At 36.8% G+C, this 21464-nt stretch carries 18 protein-coding genes; all 18 read left to right on the top strand.

The window, feature by feature from the left end; genetic code table 11:
• Positions 1-238: 238 nt before the first annotated feature.
• The 18 genes from ACTWP4_RS21855 to ptsG all read left to right on the top strand — a co-directional run bounded on the left by ACTWP4_RS21855 (position 239) and on the right by ptsG (position 21078).
• A complete protein-coding gene (locus ACTWP4_RS21855) occupies positions 239-1009 on the top strand; it encodes a TatD family hydrolase (RefSeq protein ID WP_443130906.1) in 771 nt (256 codons plus the stop codon).
• Positions 1010-1200: 191 nt separating this feature from the next.
• Entirely contained in the window at positions 1201-2427 is a 1227-nt protein-coding gene (locus ACTWP4_RS21850; protein ID WP_443130905.1) for a ubiquitin-like domain-containing protein, read from the top strand.
• A gap of 141 nt (positions 2428-2568) precedes the next feature.
• Positions 2569-3132 carry a ribonuclease M5 gene (gene rnmV / locus ACTWP4_RS21845; RefSeq protein WP_443130904.1) on the top strand — a complete coding sequence of 188 codons (564 nt, stop codon included), beginning with the start codon at positions 2569-2571 and terminating at the stop codon, positions 3130-3132.
• Positions 3129-4019 carry a 16S rRNA (adenine(1518)-N(6)/adenine(1519)-N(6))-dimethyltransferase RsmA gene (gene rsmA / locus ACTWP4_RS21840; protein ID WP_443130903.1) on the top strand — a complete coding sequence of 297 codons (891 nt, stop codon included), beginning with the start codon at positions 3129-3131 and terminating at the stop codon, positions 4017-4019. The genes rnmV and rsmA overlap by 4 nt, the downstream gene beginning before the upstream one ends.
• A 175-nt stretch (positions 4020-4194) precedes the next feature.
• Positions 4195-4458, top strand: a complete 264-nt coding sequence (gene veg, locus ACTWP4_RS21835) for a biofilm formation stimulator Veg (protein ID WP_443130902.1) — start codon at positions 4195-4197, stop codon at positions 4456-4458.
• A gap of 310 nt (positions 4459-4768) precedes the next feature.
• A complete protein-coding gene (locus tag ACTWP4_RS21830; RefSeq protein WP_443130901.1) occupies positions 4769-4948 on the top strand; it encodes a small, acid-soluble spore protein, alpha/beta type in 180 nt (59 codons plus the stop codon).
• A 238-nt stretch (positions 4949-5186) separates the two neighbouring features.
• A complete protein-coding gene (gene ispE, locus ACTWP4_RS21825) occupies positions 5187-6056 on the top strand; it encodes a 4-(cytidine 5'-diphospho)-2-C-methyl-D-erythritol kinase (RefSeq protein ID WP_443130900.1) in 870 nt (289 codons plus the stop codon).
• A gap of 54 nt (positions 6057-6110) precedes the next feature.
• Positions 6111-6923, top strand: coding sequence for a pur operon repressor (gene purR, locus ACTWP4_RS21820; RefSeq protein WP_443130899.1), 813 nt, complete (start codon positions 6111-6113; stop codon positions 6921-6923).
• Positions 6924-7096: 173 nt separating this feature from the next.
• Positions 7097-7387, top strand: a complete 291-nt coding sequence (spoVG, locus tag ACTWP4_RS21815) for a septation regulator SpoVG (RefSeq protein WP_443130898.1) — start codon at positions 7097-7099, stop codon at positions 7385-7387.
• An 857-nt stretch (positions 7388-8244) separates the two neighbouring features.
• Positions 8245-9609, top strand: a complete 1365-nt coding sequence (gene glmU, locus ACTWP4_RS21810) for a bifunctional UDP-N-acetylglucosamine diphosphorylase/glucosamine-1-phosphate N-acetyltransferase GlmU (RefSeq protein ID WP_443130897.1) — start codon at positions 8245-8247, stop codon at positions 9607-9609.
• Positions 9610-9635: 26 nt separating this feature from the next.
• Positions 9636-10583: a ribose-phosphate diphosphokinase gene (locus ACTWP4_RS21805; protein ID WP_443130896.1), complete on the top strand. Its 948-nt coding sequence runs from the start codon at positions 9636-9638 to the stop codon at positions 10581-10583.
• A gap of 83 nt (positions 10584-10666) precedes the next feature.
• A complete protein-coding gene (locus ACTWP4_RS21800) occupies positions 10667-11299 on the top strand; it encodes a 50S ribosomal protein L25/general stress protein Ctc (protein WP_443130895.1) in 633 nt (210 codons plus the stop codon).
• 577 nt (positions 11300-11876) lie between these two features.
• On the top strand, positions 11877-12434 hold the full coding sequence (pth, locus tag ACTWP4_RS21795) for an aminoacyl-tRNA hydrolase (RefSeq protein WP_443130894.1): 558 nt from the start codon (positions 11877-11879) through the stop codon (positions 12432-12434).
• A 149-nt stretch (positions 12435-12583) separates the two neighbouring features.
• Entirely contained in the window at positions 12584-12817 is a 234-nt protein-coding gene (locus tag ACTWP4_RS21790) for an anti-sigma-F factor Fin (RefSeq protein WP_443130893.1), read from the top strand.
• Between the two features lie 227 nt (positions 12818-13044).
• Complete coding sequence (mfd, locus tag ACTWP4_RS21785; RefSeq protein WP_443130892.1) at positions 13045-16578, top strand: transcription-repair coupling factor; 3534 nt, start codon at positions 13045-13047, stop codon at positions 16576-16578.
• A gap of 135 nt (positions 16579-16713) precedes the next feature.
• A complete protein-coding gene (gene spoVT / locus ACTWP4_RS21780) occupies positions 16714-17250 on the top strand; it encodes a stage V sporulation protein T (protein ID WP_443130920.1) in 537 nt (178 codons plus the stop codon).
• A 780-nt stretch (positions 17251-18030) separates the two neighbouring features.
• Positions 18031-18870 (top strand): glucose PTS transporter transcription antiterminator GlcT, encoded by an 840-nt coding sequence (gene glcT, locus ACTWP4_RS21775; RefSeq protein ID WP_443130891.1) that lies wholly within the window; start codon positions 18031-18033, stop codon positions 18868-18870.
• A gap of 186 nt (positions 18871-19056) precedes the next feature.
• Positions 19057-21078: a glucose-specific PTS transporter subunit IIBC gene (gene ptsG / locus ACTWP4_RS21770; protein ID WP_443130890.1), complete on the top strand. Its 2022-nt coding sequence runs from the start codon at positions 19057-19059 to the stop codon at positions 21076-21078.
• Positions 21079-21464: the final 386 nt, after the last annotated feature.

Raw genomic sequence — 21464 nt, 5'->3', positions numbered from 1 at the left:
TTTAGGTTGGTCGCGGACATCTATTCCGCTATTCATCGAAAATAGTGCTAATTGAAGCCGAAATGAACCAAATAAGGGATTCAATGTCCGCTAACATGAAGAAACAAATGATTTTCATTCAAATAACGCACTAAATGTCCGCTCAATAAATGTTAGCACCTAGATAAATTTTCATTAGTTCGCAGTTTTTATCTACACCGTATTAAGTGAGTCGTTGTTTTTATAAGGAGGAATTAGGATGTTATTTGATACACATGTACATTTAAATGTGTCACATTTCGACGAAGACCGTGAAGAAGTGTTACAACGTGCGAAAGAGGCTGGTGTCGAAAATATGGTCATTGTCGGATTTGATCATGAGACAATCCCGAAGGCAATAGAGATGGCCGAAGAATATGACCATATTTATGCAGCAGTTGGCTGGCATCCGGTTGATGCTATTGATATGTCAGACAAAGAATTAGACTGGTTAGAAGAATTAACTTCCCATCCAAAAGTAGTCGCTTTAGGCGAAATGGGTTTAGATTATCATTGGGACAAGTCACCAAAAGACGTACAAAAAGAAGTATTTCGTAAACAAATCCAGTTAGCTAAAAAAGTCAATTTGCCAATTATTATTCATAACCGAGAAGCAACAGAAGATATTATCCAAGTGCTTCAGGAGGAAAAGGCTGAAGAAGTTGGAGGGATCATGCATTGTTACAATGATTCTGTTGACTATGTTGATTCTTGCTTAAAGATGAACTTCTATATCTCATTAGGTGGCCCTGTAACGTTTAAAAATGCAAATTTACCAAAGGAAGTGGCCAAGTATGTACCGGCAGATCGTTTATTAATTGAAACAGATTGTCCATTTCTCGCACCCCATCCCAATCGAGGAAAAAGAAATGAACCAGCGTATGTCAAGCTGGTTGCAGAAAAAATAGCAGAACTACGTGAAGAAAGCTATGAAGAAATTAGTAAGCAAACAACTGAAAATGCAAAAAGATTTTTTGGTTTAACACACTAATCATGCCTGTTATAGTATATGTTTCAGCCAATGTTACTGTAATGTAAACAATTTGAAATATTTCAATAAAAAAAGCAGCAAACTCCTTTGAATTCAAGGAGTTTGCTGCTTTTTGCGTTCCATAAGCCCGTTTGACACTTAAAAAGGATCTATATATAATACAACGGCGAGTAAAAGGAGGGGAATAGTTCATGCAGCGTCTTAAAATTAGTCACATTTTGAACAACAAAGACTTCGTATACGCACTTTCTTTATTTGTATTTATCGGATTTATCTGTTTTTCATTTTATGAGTTATCAAAGGCAGAAGTTACAGTTGTTCAAGAAGGTGAAACAACGACAGTTCGGACACATGCCAATACTGTCGAAGATGTTCTAAATGAACTTGCAATTAATGTGGGAGAACACGATGAACTCTCACATGAACTAAACGACCTCGTAAATGGAGAAATGAAAATCGAGCATACAATTGCAAAACAAGTAACAGTCAGCATAGATGGAAAAGATCAAACATACTATACAACTAGTGATACTGTTGAAGAATTTTTGACTGAACAAGAAATTGACGTATCAGAAAAAGATCAATTATCATTAGCAGCAAATACAAAAATTGACAACAATCTTGTGATCGATATTGAAAAAGCATTTCAAGTTACCATTAATGATGCTGGAGAGGAACAACAAGTCTGGACAACTGGCGGGTCTATTAAGGAATTGTTAGCGAAACATGACATTAAACTAAATGAATTAGACCGTGTGGAACCGAAACAGACAGCGTCAATAAACAAGAGCACTGATATTAATATTACACGAGTAGAAAAAGTTAAAGATGTTGTGGAAGAAGAAAAAGACTTTAAAGTAGTAAAACGTAGCGACAGTTCACTGGAAAAAGGTAAAGAAGAAATTATTTCAGAAGGTGAACCAGGAATAGTTGAAAAACATTATGAAGTAGTTTTAGAAAACGGAGAAGAAGTGTCTCGTGAACTTGTGAAAGAAGAAGTGAAAAAAGAAAGTAAAGAAAAAGTTGTTGCAGTGGGTACGAAGGTAAATAAACCGAGAACAACAGCATATGCTGACACATCTTCTAGCACTGAAACCGTTTCACGTGGCGGTAGTGAGGATAAAGGGAAAACGCTATACATGAAAGCAACAGCATACAATTGGGATTGTGCCTCATGTGATGGCAGAGGTTTAACATCTACAGGTTATAATTTAAAAGCAAATCCAAATGGTGTAGTAGCTGTAGACCCTAGTGTAATTCCTTTAGGTACAAAAGTTTGGGTAGAAGGCTATGGTTATGCAATAGCTAGAGATACAGGTGGTAATATCAAAGGGAATAAAATTGACCTTCATATGCCAACCAAACAACAAGCAGCAAGCTATGGTATGAAAACCGTTCAAGTAAAAATTGTTGAATAAAGCATAAAGCTTACCTTCCTGAGCAAAGGTAAGCTTTTTTGTGTTAAAATAAGAAAAGTTCGGTGCACTTGCCGTAGACATTTTGTTATATATTTTCTTAACATAAACAAAGCTATATCAAGCAAGAATGGAGGAGCCTTTTTGAAGGTGAAGGAAATCATTGTAGTAGAAGGAAAAGACGATACCGCAAAATTAAAACAGGTATTAAATGTCGACACAATAGAAACAAATGGTTCAGCGATTAATAAAGATATATTAGAACAAATTGCACATGCTAAAAATAAACGAGGTGTTATCGTATTCACCGATCCTGATTATCCAGGACAGCGGATCAGACAAATCATAGATCAGCATGTTCCTGGGTGTAAGCATGCCTTTTTAACAAAAGAAGAAGCCGTTTCAGAAAGAAAACAGCATAAAAGTCTAGGAATAGAACATGCCTCTCCAGATGTCCTACGTGAGGCACTCTGTCAAGTCTACGAGTTAACAGAAAACGGTGAAACAGAAATTGCAAAATCAGATTTAATTCGTTTTGGTTTAATTGGTGGGTCTGGATCAAAAGAAAGAAGAAAGAAACTAGGGCAGCGATTAAGAATTGGCCATATTAATGGCAAACAGTTATTAAAAAGGTTACAAATGTTTCAAATTGCTAAGGATGAATTCGAACAAGAAATGGAACAAATAATTCAGGAGGAACGTGCATGAGTGAGCAGAAAGCAATAGCCACACCAAAACGAACTAAGGGTATTCTTGAAAAATATGGTTTCTCATTTAAAAAAAGTTTGGGTCAGAACTTTCTTATTGATGTAAATATTTTGAAGAATATTATTCATAATGCAGGTATTACGAAAGATATTAATACAATTGAGATTGGTCCTGGTATTGGTGCCCTCACAGAACAATTAGCCATTGCTGCCAACAAAGTAGTCGCATTTGAAATAGACGGGCGGTTATTACCAATTTTAGAAGATACATTACAAACGTATGATAATGTCGATGTTATCAATCAGGATATTTTAAAAGCAGATTTTGAAAAGGTGTGGGGCGATTATTTTCAAGATGAAAAACCTGTAAAAGTAGTGGCAAATCTCCCTTATTACATTACAACACCTATCTTAATGCAATTATTGATGGCTAACTTACCTATTTCCAGTATTACCGTAATGATTCAAAAGGAAGTTGCTGAAAGGATGGCAGCTGTTGAGAATACAAAAGAATATGGATCCTTATCGATAGCAATACAGTATTATACAGAAGCAAGCGTAAAAATGATTGTACCGAAAACAGTTTTTATGCCACAACCGCGTGTAGACTCAGCTGTTTTACATTTAGAAAAACGTGAGACACCACCAGTTACCGTTGAGGATGAAGAATTCTTTTTCCAATTGGTACAAGCGAGCTTCCAACAACGACGGAAAACTTTGCGAAACAATTTATCACGACATTTTAAAGACAAACTTTCAAAGCCTGAAATAGAACAAGGATTTGAACATGTTGGAATCGATGGGACTAGACGAGGAGAATCGTTAGACATTAAAGAATTTGCTGCTTTAGCAAATTATTTTAAGCAGAAAGTGAAAGAAAATTCCTGAAAAATTAGGGAGTTTTCTTTTTTTATACATAATTTTCTTAAAAATAGGCAACCTATAGTCATAACTTCCAAATTTTTTTATTGACAGCTTTCAATTAATATTGTTATAATAGAATATTTTTGGTTGACGGTTGGACAAGAATGTAGTATAATTATATTTAGTGAGGTGGAGTGTATTGGCTAAAACATTGGTTGAAATCAAACAAGGTTTAGATGGAAATGTCGGCAAACGTCTACGAATTAAAGCAAATGGTGGAAGAAAAAAAACCATTGAGCGTTATGGAACTTTAGCAGAAACATATCCTTCCGTTTTTATCGTTGAACTTGATCAAGATGAGAATGCATTTGAGCGTGTATCTTACAGTTATGCAGATATTCTTACTGAAACAGTTGAATTGAACTTTACGGAAGAATTAGAAGCAGTAGCAGGAGAGCAGTAAACCATGTTTGCTGCTTTTTTTAATAGGACAAGAAAGTAAACTGCGAAATAACTCTTAAATGGATTCACTTTCTTCCGTTCTGAATTTGGATGAATGTATGTCCGACGCTGCTGAAAATAACTCCTTTTCTGGCGGTTCAGGCTTTGAGCTAACTTTGGATAATATATACTTTAGCAAAAATCATTTTAAATGCGAATGGAATTTTTGATGCCAATAATATTTCTTTATCCCTTTTATTGCCTCGTATCAAACGTGTAAAAAAACATAAAATAGGACTGTCGTAAAACACGACAGAAAGGGAGTATCTTCAATGAGCCGAAGACGTGGATTAATGTCTCATCGTTTTAAAGAAGAGCTTGCTAAAGAATTAGGTTTTTACGACACTGTGCAAAAAGATGGTTGGGGTGGAATTACCGCACGAGATGCAGGTAATATGGTGAAAAGAGCAGTACAAATGGCAGAAGAGAATTTAAATAAGGACAAAGTCTAAGACTTTGTCCTTTTTGCGCTTTTATTTGCTTTTATGGTATCTTTACATAAAGTAAGACTTCGGTAGGGGATAGAATATTGACCCCACTGATGGTTAGTGAAACTTATCAAGGTGTTAGCGTCGTTATCCCCCCACTTTATTTCTTTGATTTACTCGAACCTTGAAATGGGGGTTTTACTGACGAATAGCACCGTGATAAAGTGAATTCTGAATACAAAATTGTCAGTAGGTGAGCGACTTGTATATTATAGAAAAAGCCCCAGCTAAAATAAATTTAACATTAGATGTACTCTATAAACGGCCTGATCAATTTCATCAAGTTGAAATGGTAATGACTACGGTCGATTTAGCGGATCGTATTGAATTCTTTTTGCTGGAAAAAGATAAAATAAAGGTGTCATCTGAAAATCGTTTTGTTCCAAACGATGAACGAAATTTAGCATATCGAGCTGCAAAATTGCTAAAAGAACGTTATAAGGTGAAACAAGGAGTACGTATAAAAATAGATAAACAAATTCCAGTGGCTGCAGGACTAGCTGGAGGGAGCAGTGATGCCGCTGCTACATTAAGAGGATTAAATCGTTTATGGGGGCTGAATTTAACACTAGATCAGTTAGCAGTTTTAGGCTCTGAGGTCGGCTCAGATGTTTCGTTTTGTGTATATAATTCCACGGCTTTAGCTAAGGGGAGAGGGGAAGATATTACAGAATTGCCTGCACCTCCTCACTGCTGGGTGATATTGGCTAAGCCTGTTCAAGGTGTCTCTACACAATCAGTGTATCAATCTTTGCAGTTGCAAGATTTAGACCATCCTGATACAGAAGGAATGATTCGTGCGATTAAACAATCTGATTATCAAGGTGTTTGCAGTAGACTTAAAAATGTACTTGAAACAGTAACATTACCTAAAAACCCAGAAGTGGAACAAATTAAACATCAGATGAAACGATCCGGTGCAGATGCTGTATTGATGAGTGGGAGCGGTCCTACAGTATTTGGACTCGTACAACAAGAAAGTAGAGCAGATCGCATTTATAACAGCTTAAGAGGGTTTTGTGAAGAAGTATACGTGGTTCGTCTATTAGGAAGTCAGCAAAGACTTGATTAAACACGTATAAAATGTTATATTTACCTCAAAATATTCGGATTTTGGGGTGTAGTAATGAAAAGAAGTGATCGTCTTGTTACGATGACAAATTATTTAGTAGAACATCCAATGGAATTAATCTCTCTTCCTTTTTTCTCTGATACATATGGAGCTGCAAAGTCCTCGATTAGTGAAGACTTGTCCATAATCAATCGCATGTTTAAAGAAGATGGAATTGGCTATTTAGAATCGGTTTCAGGTGCTGCTGGTGGAGTAAAATATGTACCAGATGTTTCAGTAGACAGAAGTGAATTCATCATAGATAAGTTATGTAAGGAACTGGAAGATCCGAATAGGATTTTGCCAGGAGGCTATTTATTTATGAGTGATATTTTAGGTGCGCCAAGTACTGTTAGAGATATCGGAAGACTTTTTGCTTCTCGTTTTGCAGGATTAAATATTGATTCCATTGTAACGGTAGCAACGAAAGGCATTCCTTTAGCCTATGCTGTAGCTTCGTTTTTAAATGTACCTGTGGTAATCGTCCGTCGTGACCCTAAAGTAACGGAAGGGTCAACGGTAAGTATTAATTATGTATCAGGATCTTCTAAAAAAATTCAGACTATGGTGTTATCTAAGCGCAGTTTAAAACCAGGTGAAAATGTTTGTATCATTGACGATTTTATGAAAGCAGGCGGTACCATAAACGGGATGAGAAGCTTACTTCAGGAATTTGATGCCAACGTAAAGGCAATTGGTGTACTAGCAGAAGCAGAGGATGAAGAAGAAGATCGAGTAGTAGATGAATACACTTCTTTATTGCAAATTAAAAATGTAGATTCTAATAATAAAGAGATAGAGGTAATAAAGGGTAATTATTTCCAATAGTAATAAAGGGACATGTAAAAAGGTCTAAATATATCAAATTATGTCACTCACCACTTATTATAAGAAAATTTTCTTAAAAAGATAAAAGTTTTTTAAAAATTAAGCAGGAATTTTAAAAATTTTGTTGAATTAAGATAATAAGTTCTTAAAAAGGGAAAAGGTGGTGAAACATAGTGGAAGTAACTGACGTAAGATTACGCCGCGTGAATACCGATGGAAGAATGCGAGCTATCGCATCCATTACATTAGATCATGAATTTGTGGTACATGATATCCGAGTGATTGATGGAAACAATGGGATGTTTGTAGCAATGCCTTCTAAACGTACACCGGATGGTGAATTTAGGGATATTGCGCACCCAATTAACTCTGGTACAAGAGCAAAAATTCAAGATGCTGTTTTAGAAGAGTATCATCGTGCTGGAGAAACTGAAGTTGAATATGAAGAAGCGGGAGCTTCCTAATATGAGCAAAAAAGTCTAATCAAATCTTTTGATTGGGCTTTTTATTTATGTGGACGAAAAGTATATAATCTTTGCACCAAATACATAAACCACGCAGCAACTTTTATGTTCCTTCCTCCCATCCTTTTGAAGATGAGTGCAAGTCCAACGCTGCGGAAAAACACTCCCTTTCCGTGGAGAACGCTTCAGCCAGGGAACTTCTTGAATAAACTTCCTAGCTCCCTTGCACCGAGAAATCCTACTACGAAGGGTTACTAGAAGACGCAGGTGCATCACACGGGGTCTTCAGACTGTTCCTTTCCCACAGGAGTTTCGCAATTTTCCGCAGCTTAGAGTAGTTTCCTGGATAAGTAAGAGGAAATCCATAGAATATAATCAATTAGTTCTATTCCAAAGAATCACTACTAGCGCAGGCATAATACGTAGACTCCAGTGGGAACAGCGCGAGCTGAAGATCCACTTGGTAAAGTGGTTTTCTTTACCAAGTTAGCTGAAGCCGTGCCTACGGAAAGCGGAGTATTATGCCGGAGCGTATTCAAGCACTCATCACTAATCAGTATGGAAGGAAGTAATATCAAGAGTGGTATTCGTAACTTCGCAGTTTTTATCTTTAAGTAATTAAAGCTAATCATTTTAGTTCAAAAATATTCTGTATTTTTGAACACTAAATTGCTTAGTACCAATAAGCAAGCAATATTGAAAAGTTACAGCCGTATTACTGGTTATTTAAATTATGCCATCTTTATTGAAAATACGCTTGTTTTCGTATATATTCATAATTGGGATATTAATGTACAAAATGAGAACCACATCCTTTTATATAAATATAAGAAATGAACGAGAACGGAGGGACTATCTTGTCAAATCGATATGCAATTGTTTTAGCTGCAGGAAAAGGAACAAGAATGAAATCTAAACTATATAAAGTTCTTCACCCTGTTTTAGGAAAGCCAATGGTACAACATGTGGTCGATCAATTGAAAGGTTTAAACCTTGCTAATATAACGACCGTTGTTGGTTTTGGAGCTGAAAAAGTACAAGAACAATTAGGTAATACTTGCGAATTTGTAATTCAAGAAGAACAGTTAGGGACAGGGCATGCTGTACAACAAGCAGAAAAGTATTTAGCAAATAAAAAAGGTACAACAATTGTTGTTTGTGGTGATACACCGTTATTAACGAAAGACACATTGCAAGCTGTATTAGATCATCACGAAAAGGAAAGTGCAGCGGTAACTATTTTAACAGCACATGCAAAAGACCCGGCGGGATACGGGAGAATTGTAAGAAATGCGAATAATCAAGTCAGCAAAATTGTAGAACAAAAGGATGCAACAGAAGAAGAAAAAGCATTACAAGAAATAAATACGGGTACCTATTGCTTTGATAATGAACTATTATTTGAAGCGCTGAAGAAGGTATCTAATGAGAATGCACAAGGAGAGTACTATCTACCAGATGTAATCCAAATCGCACAAGAAGAAGGCCAAAAAGTCGCTGCTTTCCAGACGGATAATTTTGAGGAGACAATTGGTGTTAATGATCGAGTAGCATTATCTCAAGCAGAAGTACTTATGAAAAAGCGTATTAATGAGCAACATATGAGAAATGGTGTAACCATTATAGATCCTGATAATACTTACATAGGCACAGATGTGAAAATTGGCACAGATGTGGTGATTGAGCCTGGTTGTGTATTAAAAGGTAGCACGACAATAGAAGATGAGGCAGTAATTGGTCCCAACTCAGAAGTAAATGATTGCCATATCGGCGAAAATACGGTATTACGCCATAGTGTTGCAACGTCAAGTTATATCGGCAAGCGTGTACAAGTTGGACCTTTTGCGCATATTCGTCCGGACGCATCGATTGGAGACGATGTGAAAGTAGGTAATTTTGTTGAAATTAAAAAGTCAAAGATAGATAATAAAAGTAAAGTTCCACACCTCAGCTACATTGGTGATGCAGAAATCGGAAGTGGCGTAAATATTGGTTGTGGAGCGATTACAGTTAATTATGATGGTAAGAATAAGTTTAAAACAACGATAGAAGATGATGCTTTTATCGGATGTAATGCTAATTTAATCGCACCTGTTACCATCGGTAAGGGAGCACTAGTTGCTGCAGGTTCGACCATTCATCAAGATGTACCAGGTGATGCATTATCGATTGGCCGAGCAAAACAAGTCAACAAAGAGGAATACGCAAAAAAATATAAATAATTATAAGATCACATGGAGGTATAGAAATGTCCTATAAGGATTCATCCTTAAAAGTATTTACATTAAACTCGAATCCAAGCCTAGCAGAGGAAATTGCGGCCAATATTGGGGTGGAGTTAGGAAAAAGCTCGGTAACGAAATTTAGCGATGGTGAGATCCAAATAAATATTGAGGAAAGTATTCGTGGTTGTGATGTATATGTTGTGCAATCTACTTGTGAACCAGGCAATCAACATATTATGGAACTATTGATTATGATTGATGCCTTAAAAAGAGCATCAGCAAAGTCGATAAATATTGTTATGCCATACTATGGATATGCTAGACAAGATCGTAAAGCACGTGCACGTGAACCAATTACAGCAAAATTAATTGCAGACTTACTGCAAACAGCTGGTGCTACTAGAGTAATTACATTGGATTTACATGCTCCGCAAATTCAAGGTTTCTTTGATATTCCAGTTGATCAATTAGTAGGTGTTCCTATTTTATCCAGTTATTGGAGTAAAAAAGGCCTAGAGGATATAGTAGTAGTGTCGCCTGACCACGGAGGGGTAACACGAGCACGCCAATTGGCAGATAGATTGAAAGCACCAATTGCGATCATAGACAAACGTAGACCACGCCCAAATGTCGCAGAAGTGATGAATATTGTAGGTAATATAGAAGGAAGAACAGCAATTCTTATTGATGACATTATTGATACAGCAGGAACGATAACATTAGGTGCTAATGCTTTAATTGAAAATGGTGCCACTGATGTCTATGCATGTTGTACTCACCCAGTATTATCTGGACCTGCGATTGAAAGGATAGAAAACTCCCAGATAAAAGAATTAGTCGTTACGAATAGTATTCCGCTAAAAGAAGATAAACAAATTGATAAGGTTACTCAATTATCAGTTGCCCCTTTAATTAGTGAAGCAATTATTCGTGTGCACGAACGTCAATCTGTAAGTATTCTATTTGATTAAGTTTTCTGAAAAAAAGAGGTTTAGCCTATTACACTCGAGGGAAATATACTAATAGCAGTTATTTTAAATGGAGGGTGATTAATTTGGCAGTAACTTTAGAAGCAAAAAAAAGAGAAGACTTAAAAACTTCCAATACAAAAGCAATTCGATTAGCGGGTGAGGTACCCGGCATTATTTATGGATATCAAGTAGAACCGAAAACAGTCTCAGTAAATAGTTTGGATTTATTAAAAACTGTAAGAGACGAAGGTAAAAATGCGATTATCTCACTACAAGTAGATGGTGAAACGGTTGATGTTATGTTACATGAATATCAAATCGATCCATTGAAAGATGAATTAGTACATGCTGATTTTTATGCTGTAAATATGAAAGAAGAAATAGATGTTCAGGTACCAATTTCGTTAGACGGTGAAGCAGTAGGTACGAAAGAAGGCGGCGTTCTGCAACAACCATTATATGAATTGTCAATTAGAGCTAAACCTAAAGATATTCCAGAACAAATCTCCATTGATGTTTCTGACTTAGCAGTAGGAGACAGTATTTTAGTTTCTGATCTCAAAGAAAGCAGAAACTATGAAATTTTAGAAGATGAAACAGCAACTATCGTTTCTATCTTAGTACCTGATGAAGAACCAGCAGAAGATTCTGCGGTCGAGGATGAATCTGCAGAACCAGAAGTTATTAATGGAAACAATGGAGAAAACGAAGAATAAGAGAAAATAGTAAGTGCCGGTCGAAACTAAATATCACTTTTGTAAAATTTTTTAAGGTTAATTAAGACGCAACTATTCAAAGTTGCGTCTTTTCACCGTAAGGTAGAAAGCACGTAAACGTTGGTATCACAGCATTTTGGTCGCCTATTCACGTTTGAAATGTGTCATAAATAAATAGATAGTTGACTAGTCAAGTTGTTTATTATGAATGTCCATCGTGTGTAAGGAAGTCGCTTCGGCAGTCTACTTCCCTTAAACAGGGATAATAACCTAGGTTGCTAGGTCTGACAAATGTTGAAGCGCATGTTTTAAGCGAAGGGCCCACTTCAACTCCTGTGGGACTCGTTTGCCCTGAAGATCAACTTTTTTGAGGTTTTTGCTCGTTAGCTGAAGGGCAAGCATATGGTTATAAGGCTGGGCGAGTTTTGCCCAGTTAAAATTACCCCTTTCTAGGTGTTTTCTCCTTTACGGTGAAAGTTATCTTAGTCAAAAGTCATACGTTTTTAAATGGGCACTGGTGCTTTTCTTATGTTAAACTATAAAGAAGAAAAAATTAGTTAAAGGAAGTCTATATGCCATGAAATGTATAGTAGGTTTAGGAAATCCCGGAATTAAATATCAACAAACAAGACATAATGTCGGTTTTATGGTTATTGATGAACTACTGGCACGTCACGGGTGGAAGTTAAATAAAAGTAAGTTTAAAGGGCACTTTACAATGGAGACCTTTGAGGGAGAAAAAATAATTTTACTTCAACCACAAACCTATATGAACTTATCTGGTGAATCACTTCGTCCATTAATGGATTTTTACAATCTTCAGTCAGATGAAGTAACGGTAGTCTATGATGATTTAGATTTACCGTTGGGTAAAATCAAATTACGACAAACTGGTGGACATGGAGGACACAATGGTGTCCGCTCTTGTATTGATCAATTAGGAACAAAGCAATTTAACCGATTGCGTTTTGGTATCGGTAGACCTAATACGCCGATGTCTGTGATTGATTATGTTCTTGGGAAATTCGATGAAACAGATCATGATACATTAAAACAGTCTATTGATCATGCTGCTGACGCTTTGGAAGCATGGCTAAAGGAACCATTTCCAAAAGTAATGAATAAGTATAATTAACAAAAAAAGAAGTCGTTCGCTGCTGTGAACTAGACAACTCTGATTATACTTGCAGACATAATAAATAAGTTATCTTCGCGTATAGTTTTGATCTTAATCGGTTACAATACAACTAATCAAACTATAGCTTTCTTATAAGGGAGGCGCGAATGATGACTTTGTTATATACTTGTAAACATTGTGGTACGGAGATCGGAAGACTGAGACCTCAAATGTTGGATTTAGAAAAGATAGGATGGAATGTATTATCAACGGAAGAAAAGCACAAGCTGATGAATTACCAACAAAATCAGACCGTTACACTTCAATCTATCTGTGAAGATTGCCAACAATTATTAGATCAGAATCCACAGTACCATGAGTTAGATTATTTTATTCAATAAACTTTTATCGCGATATTAATCGTAAGACCCCGCTAAGTGGGAGTAAGGTGAGCTAAAGTTTCGCCGGGCCTATAGATGGCAAAACCGCTACTGATGGAAGTCTTACTTTATAATCATTTTATTTACAAAGATAAGCTTTGGTAAGTTAACCAAAGCATTTTTGTATGGTTTAGCAATTATCGAAGAAATGAGCATATATTAGTTTTAAGGTATTTAGGGGGAGCATTATGTATGAAATAAAACAATACTTACAAAGCCGAGATGATGTCTATTCGATTATTAACGGTATTGAATCGGGTTTAAAAGAACAATTGGTTTCAGGATTATCTGGATCTTCAAGAAGTATGTTTACGGCCATGATTCAAGAAGCTACTCATAGGAAAACATTAATAGTAACTCATCAATTGAATCAGGCGCAACAATTATATGAAGATATGTTAGAGTTTTCAGATCAGCAGAATGTCTATTTATATCCTGTTAATGAATTGCTTGCTTCAGAATTAGCGGTTGCTAGTCCAGAGTTATTAAGCCAGCGAATTACTGCACTGACCAATTGGCTTAATAAGGACAATTCCATTTTAATTGCTCCGGTAGCAGCATTAAAACGTATGTTGCCACCAAAGGAGTATTGGCAAACGTATCAACTTCATTTTGAACTAGAGCAAGTTATAAACATCGACCAAACATTAGAGTATTTAGTGGAGATGGGCTATAACAGGCAAGATATGGCGTCGAGCCCTGGTGAGTTTAGTCTCCGTGGCGGTATTTTGGATATTTATCCGATAACCGAAGAACAGCCACTCCGAATTGAATTATTTGATGATGAAATTGACTCGATTCGTTATTATGATGCTGAATCACAACGATCATTGGAAAAGCAGAAACAGATTACCGTTGTTCCAACCACAGAATTACTTTTAAAAGATAGTGATTTGGTTGCTGCAGCTCAGAAATTAGAACAATCATTAAGTAAAACCATTAAAAAGATTAAGAATAAATCAGATCAACAAGTACTTACAGAGACGATTAATGCAGACATAGACCGTCTACATCATTGTCAGCGTTTTCAGGAAATGAGAAAATATGTCTCCTTTTTCTACGAGGAGAACTATAGTTTACTAGATTATTTACCAAAAGACGCACTTATAATTTTAGATGAAATGAGTAGAATTCAGGAAACAGCTACCCATTTAGATAACGAAGAACAGGAATGGTTAAAAGATAATTTACAACGCGGAAAAGCTGTCAGGGATTCTAGGTTGTCATTTGATTGGCTTGAAGTTTGGAATAATATGAAGCAGCAACGATTATATCTTTCCGTTTTTTTACGTCATATTCCAAATACAAACCCGGCTAACCTAGTGAATCTCTCTTGTCGGGCAATGCAACAGTTCCACGGACAAATGAATTTATTGCAAAATGAGATGGACCGTTGGCAAAAAGGCGATTTCTCTGTCATTATTCTCGCACCAAATCAAAGTAGGATGGAAAAAATACAATCGGTACTGGAAGATTATCAAATGAGTGCATCGATAAGTGAGACATTACCAGATTTGCCGGTTCAGCAACCTGTGATCACTATTGGTAATATTAGCGGTGGTTTTGAATTACCAATGCATAAAATTGCCATTATTACGGAAAATGAATTGTTTAAACAAAAAACAACAAGAAAAAAACGTAAACGAAAAATTTCGAATGCTGAACGCATTAAGAGTTATCAAGAATTACAGGTCGGTGACTATGTCGTACACGCTAATCATGGTATCGGTCGATATATTGGTATTGAAACTTTAGAAGTGAATGGCTTACACAAAGATTTTATGCTCGTTCAATATTCTGGGGATGATAAGCTTTTCGTTCCGATAGATCAGATTGATTTAGTACAGAAGTATGTTGGTTCAGAGGGTAAGGAGCCTAAATTATACAGATTAGGCGGCAATGACTGGAAAAAGGTCAAAAGCAAAGTACAATCCAGAGTGGAAGATATTGCAGATGATTTAATGAAATTATATGCAGAAAGAGAGGCAGCTAAAGGTTACGCCTTTTCTTCAGATACCGAAATGCAACGTGATTTTGAAGCATCCTTTCCATATCAGGAAACAGAGGATCAATTACGCTGTATCGAGGAAATTAAACAAGATATGGAGAAAGAACGACCAATGGATCGCCTTCTTTGCGGTGATGTAGGTTATGGTAAAACAGAAGTAGCAATTCGTGCGGCATTTAAAGCAATAGCGGATGGAAAACAAGTTGCCATACTAGTACCTACAACTATCTTAGCTCAGCAGCATTATGAAACGGTAATGGAGAGGTTCCAGGATTATCCGATTAATATTGGTTTATTAAGCCGCTTTCGAACTAGAAAACAGCAAACTGAAACATTAAAAGGTTTAAAGAATGGTGTAGTAGATATAGTAATTGGAACACATCGGTTACTATCAAAGGATGTTATCTATAAAGATTTGGGATTACTAATTGTCGACGAGGAGCAACGCTTTGGCGTAAAGCATAAAGAGAAGATAAAACAGTTAAAAACAAATGTAGATGTTTTAACCTTAACTGCTACACCAATACCAAGAACATTGCACATGTCGATGTTAGGTGTGCGTGATTTATCGGTCATTGAAACACCACCCGAAAACCGTTTCCCAATTCAGACATATGTTATGGAATATAATGCACCTTTAGTAAGGGAAGCGATTGAACGTGAGTTATCTCGAGGCGGCCAGGTATTCTTCTTATATAATCGTGTCGACTCTATCGATAAAATAGCTCAAGATATTCAAGCACTGGTGGAAGAAGCCCGTGTTACAGTTGCTCATGGACAGATGAATGAATCTGAATTGGAGAATGTCATGTTTTCTTTTTTAGAAGGGGAAGCAGATGTATTAGTAAGCACGACGATCATTGAAACGGGTGTAGACATCCCTAATGTAAATACATTAATTGTTTATGACGCCGATCGAATGGGCTTAAGTCAACTATATCAATTACGTGGACGGGTAGGACGTTCTAATCGTGTTGCTTACTCTTATTTCACCTATCAGCAAGATAAAATTTTGACCGAGGTTTCGGAGAAAAGATTGCAAGCAATCAAAGAGTTTACAGAATTAGGTTCCGGTTTTAAGATTGCGATGCGAGATTTATCGATCCGAGGTGCCGGGAATATTTTAGGTGCTCAACAGCACGGATTTATCGACTCTGTTGGTTTCGATATGTATTCGCAAATGTTAAACGAAGCTGTTGAAGCGAAAAAACAAGGTAAAGCTGTGGAAGAAGTACAACCATTTGAAGTGGAATTAGACTTGAAAATTGATGCTTATATTCCAGATGATTATATACCGGATGAAAAACAAAAAATTGATATGTATAAACGATTCCAAGCTATTTATTCGCAAGAAGATATCCATGATTTACGCGATGAGATAATTGATCGTTTTGGAGATTATCCTGAGGAAGTCGAAAATCTTTTCCATGTATCAACGCTGAAAATGATGTCCAAAAAAGAAAGAATCGAAGCAATCACAGAACGTAAACAAAAAATAGAAGTAATAGTGGATGAAGAAAGAAGTCAGGAGCTTGATGGTGCGAAATTATTTGAGTTTGCTAATCAATATGGAAGGTTAATTCAGTTAGGTACCGAGGAACGTAAGTTAAAAGTTGAGTTCCGCTTTGAGAAGGATCAATATGTCAAACGATATGACATTTTAGAGGAGTTTATTCAGACCTTGAATGAAATGAAACAAACACCTGTAGCCTAAATTAATGAAAATTTCTCCGAAAAAAGGTATAGTTTCCAATTGAAATAATCATACTAACCTTACAACATAATTATTTCAGCTAAAGAAATAATTATATGTACTGCTTAATTATAGAAAGTGAGGTAAATGATTAATATGAAGGCTACAGGAATAGTACGTCGTATTGATGATTTAGGAAGAGTTGTTATCCCAAAAGAAATTCGCCGCACGCTACGGATTCGTGAAGGTGATCCACTCGAAATTTTTGTGGATCGTGATGGTGAAGTGATTCTAAAAAAGTATTCGCCCATTAGTGAATTAGGTGATTTCGCAACAGAGTATGCGGAGGCATTATTTGATTCTTTAGATTTATCGATACTTATTAGTGATAGAGATGAAATTATCGCCGTTGCAGGTGAATCGAAAAAAGACTACTTAGGTAAACACATATCTAAAAAGATTGATCAATTAATGGACAGTCGTGAGTCTGTTATCGAAACGACTACTAACACTTTAGAGATTATCGAAAATAAAGATGAAGAATTAGAGGCATATTTACTTCAACCAATTATTGCAGGGGGAGACCCGATTGGTTGTATGGTGTTTTTTACAAGGGAAAATAAAGATTTTGGCGATGCAGAGAAAAAGGCAGCCCAAACCGCGGCTACCTTCCTCGCAAAACAAATGGAATAAAAAAGCAACTGATAGTATAGAAGCATTTTGCTTCTATACTATTTTTTGTTAGAAGTTAAAATGGTGCACAAAATACATCAACTACGAATTAACTTTATCGTGGATTTGCTTTCTTCCATTCTGATTAACGGTGAGGGCTAGGAAACGCTAGGCAAGATACTTCCACTGGCACGGGCTCAGCCAGAGAACTACTTGAATAAACATCTTTGCTTCCTTGCACCGAGGAAGCGTGACTAGAAGACGTCAGGTGCATCACGGGGTCTTCGGACACGTGCTGCGTCGTTAGGAGTCTAAGTATCTTGCCTACGCTTTGCGTAGTGTTCTGATTATTGAAAGAATGAATCCATGGGAATTATTATTCTATGGATTTCCGCTTCCAAAAGATAAAACAATCTTATTAGCGTAGGCAGAATACGGAGACTCCTGTGGGACAGCGAGAGCTGAAGATCCACTTGGTAAAGCGAGTTCCTTTACCAAGTTAGCTGAAGTCGAGCCCACGGAAAGCGGAGTATTCTGCCGGAGCGATTACCAGCACTCATCATCAATCAGAATGGAAGAATGCAACACAAATAGTATTTTCACTGGTTCGCGGTTTGTATCTAATTTGAATTAGGTAGTCAGGTCAGGTTGAGGTCTTTGTTGTCCGATGTCCTGTAAGTACTTCACTTGGAATAATGAATGGGACATTGGACCTAATCCTTTAACACATTACAGGTGATATCTGTGGCGGTTTTTAGTAGAATAGTGTAATGTGTTATGGTGGATAAGGAGGTGGAGAGTTTGGACGAGCAAATGACAGTCAAGAAAGCGCTAAATAATAATGTGATTATCGCGACCAATCCATTATATAAAGAAGTTATCTTAATTGGTAAAGGCATTGGTTTTGGCAAGAAAAAGGGAGATATTGTTCCACAAGAACAAGCCGAAAAAACATTTTTGTTAAAAGACGAACAAGAGCAGGCGCAATATAAACAGTTAGTATCACATATTGATCCACATGTAATGGAAGTGTTACATGAGATTATGCTATTAATAGAAAAAAGAATGGGTGAAACACTTCATGAACATATTCATGTTGCTTTAACGGATCACTTATCATTCGCGATAAGTCGCGCCCACCAAAATGTACAATTTTCTAATCCTTTTCTTTTTGAAATCGAGTCTTTATATGCGAAAGAGTTTCAAGTTGCTCAGGAAGTTGTTTCGATAATGGAAAAACGAGTAGGCGTTACTTTTCCTGAAGGAGAAATTGGCTTTATTGCATTGCATATTCATAGTGCCGTAACCAATAAAACTATTCATGATATGAACCGCCATCATCAACTTATTTCGAAACTAGTTTCAATTATTGAGGAAAATTTAAATATTAAACTGGAACGAAATAATATTAACTATAACCGTCTGATTCAGCACCTCCACCGTGCAATCGAAAGGGTTTACCAGGGCGAACAAGTCGGAGAGCAAACAAATTTAGCAAAAGTCTTGAAAACGACTTATCCAGTATGCTATAATCTTGCTTGGAAATTGATCAAAGTAATGCAACAACAATTACATATACATGTAGATGAATCTGAGGTATTATATTTAACGATTCATTTACAACGACTAACGCAATCATAAACGTGTTACTGATACGATCAGGCATGAGTAAAAAGGTTGTTTTAGGAAAAGATAGGGGTGAAGTGTATGCTTCTATCATTTTCCTAATTCCCAAAACCTTTTACTCATGCCTTTTTTATTTGCTTACGTATATGGCATTTAAGATGCTGTTGCATGTACAAAAACAACAAAAGGAGGAGATTGATCATGTCCAATTTATTTGGTACCTTGCAAAAGGTAGGTAAAGCATTAATGCTACCGGTAGCATTATTACCTGCTGCTGGTATTTTAATGGCCTTTGGTACAAGCTTTGCTCAGGAACAATGGGTAGAACGTTTTCCTTGGTTTGGAAACCCTACTGTACAAAAGATTTTAGAGGTAATGTCTGAAGCAGGTGGAATAGTCTTCGATAACCTGCCATTACTCTTTGCAGTCGGTGTTGCAATCGGTTTAGCAAAAGGTGATGGTGTTGCAGGTTTAGCCGCTATCATTGGTTATTTAATCATGAATGTAACGATGAGTGTGTTTGGTGATATTACAGTTGGAATGACGGAAGAGGCAGCATATGAAAGTGTCCTTGGTATTCCAACCTTAGGGACCGGGGTATTCGGGGGTATTATTGTCGGTATACTCGCCGCCTATATGTATAATAGGTTCTTTGATATTGAACTACCACAATTTTTAGGTTTCTTCGCGGGGAAACGCTTTGTGCCAATTATTACTGCGTTTACATCATTAATTTTAGGTGTTGTAATGTATTTAGTATGGCCATTCGCTCAAGAAGGATTAAATGCTGTTTCTCACTTTATGTTAGAAACAAACAGAACTCTTTCAACTTTTGTGTTTGGTGTGGTTGAACGTGCTTTAATCCCATTTGGTTTACATCACATTTTCTATTCACCGTTCTGGTTTGAATTTGGTTCTTATACAAATGCAGCAGGTGAAGTTATACGAGGAGATCAAACAATCTTCTTCGAACAGCTTAAAGATGGTGTGGACTTTACAGCTGGTAACTTTATGACAGGTAAATTCCCTTTCATGATGTTCGGTCTCCCAGCAGCAGCATTAGCGATTTATCATACAGCAAAGCCTGAGAGAAAGAAAGTTGTTGGAGGTATTATGTTTTCCGCAGCATTAACCTCCTTCTTAACAGGTATTACAGAGCCACTTGAATTCTCTTTCTTATTTGTGGCACCATTATTGTTTGCGATCCATACGATTTTTGCAGGTTTATCATTTATGACAATGTACTTATTAGACGTTAAGATCGGTATGACGTTCTCTGGTGGGTTAATTGACTTTATCCTATTCGGTGTGATGCCTAACCGTACCGACTGGTGGTGGGTAATCATCGTTGGTTTAATTTTCTCAGTAATCTATTACTTCGGTTTCCGATTCGCGATTCAGAAGTTCAACTTAGCAACTCCAGGTCGTGAGGATGAGGCACAAGATGCTGAGGAAGATGGAGAAGTTGACGATCGTCCATTTGAAATCCTAGAAGCTATGGGTGGTAAAGAAAACATTACTAACTTAGATGCTTGTATTACGCGTCTGCGAGTTAGTGTAGATGATAAAAATAAAGTGAATAAAGATCGCCTAAAACAATTGGGTGCTTCTGGAGTAATGGAAGTAGGAAACAACATCCAAGCTATTTACGGTCCGGTTTCAGATACGATCAGAGGTCAAATGCAAGATATTATGGATGGAAAAACTCCTACAAAGAAGGCAGAACCTGAACAAGAGACTGCACCGTCTGGAGACATTGCAACTGCAGATCTTGATTTTGTCAGTCCAATGCAAGGGGAAGTAATGCCTTTATCTGAGGTACCTGATCAAGTATTCTCACAAAAAATGATGGGAGACGGTTTTGCAGTGAATCCGACAGATGGCGAAATTGTGTCACCGGTTAACGGTAAAATCATTAATATCTTCCCAACAAAACATGCGATTGGTATTGAGGCAGACAATGGTACAGAAATTCTAATTCATATCGGTATTGACACGGTAAACTTAAAAGGTGAGGGCTTCACAGCTAAAGTATCAGAAGGCGATGAAGTAAAACAAGGTCAAACCTTGATGGAAGTAGACTTGGACTTTATTAGCAACAATGCGCCATCAACAGTAACGCCAGTTATCTTCACTAATTTAGCAGAAGGCCAAGCTATTCAGCTAAATGCATCAGGAACTATCAACAAAGAAGACAAAGACATCTTCCAAATTAATCAATAATAATAAAGAGGTACACGCGTTTCATGTAACTTAGAAACGCGTGTATTTTTTTTATAAGTAAAGAAAGAATACGTTAGTATATAGAGGGAGTATATAATCCGCGGTATCAACGCATTTGTAAGCAGAGTAGCCATTTTGAAATAGCTTGTACAGGAAACCATCGCTGCGGCTGTCCACTTCCCTTTCCACGGGATTTTCGCCTAAGCTAACTTTGGTAAGCAATGAGCGCTTACCAAAGTTAGCTGAAGACACGTCCCACGGAAAGACCAGCTATGGAAAGTCAACCATAAAGAGTTATTTTTTAAAAATTATTTTTCATTTAAAAAAAGGCATGCGAAAATACACCTCCAGTGAGAGGTGTTTCGAAGGAAAGTATGTTCGATTCC

It is taken from the genome of Gracilibacillus sp. D59 (genome assembly GCF_052246695.1).
Classification (GTDB): Bacteria; Bacillota; Bacilli; order Bacillales; family Amphibacillaceae; genus Gracilibacillus.
The sequence above is the reverse complement of the archived record's forward strand: the minus strand, read 5'-3'. Positions and strand labels throughout refer to the sequence as shown.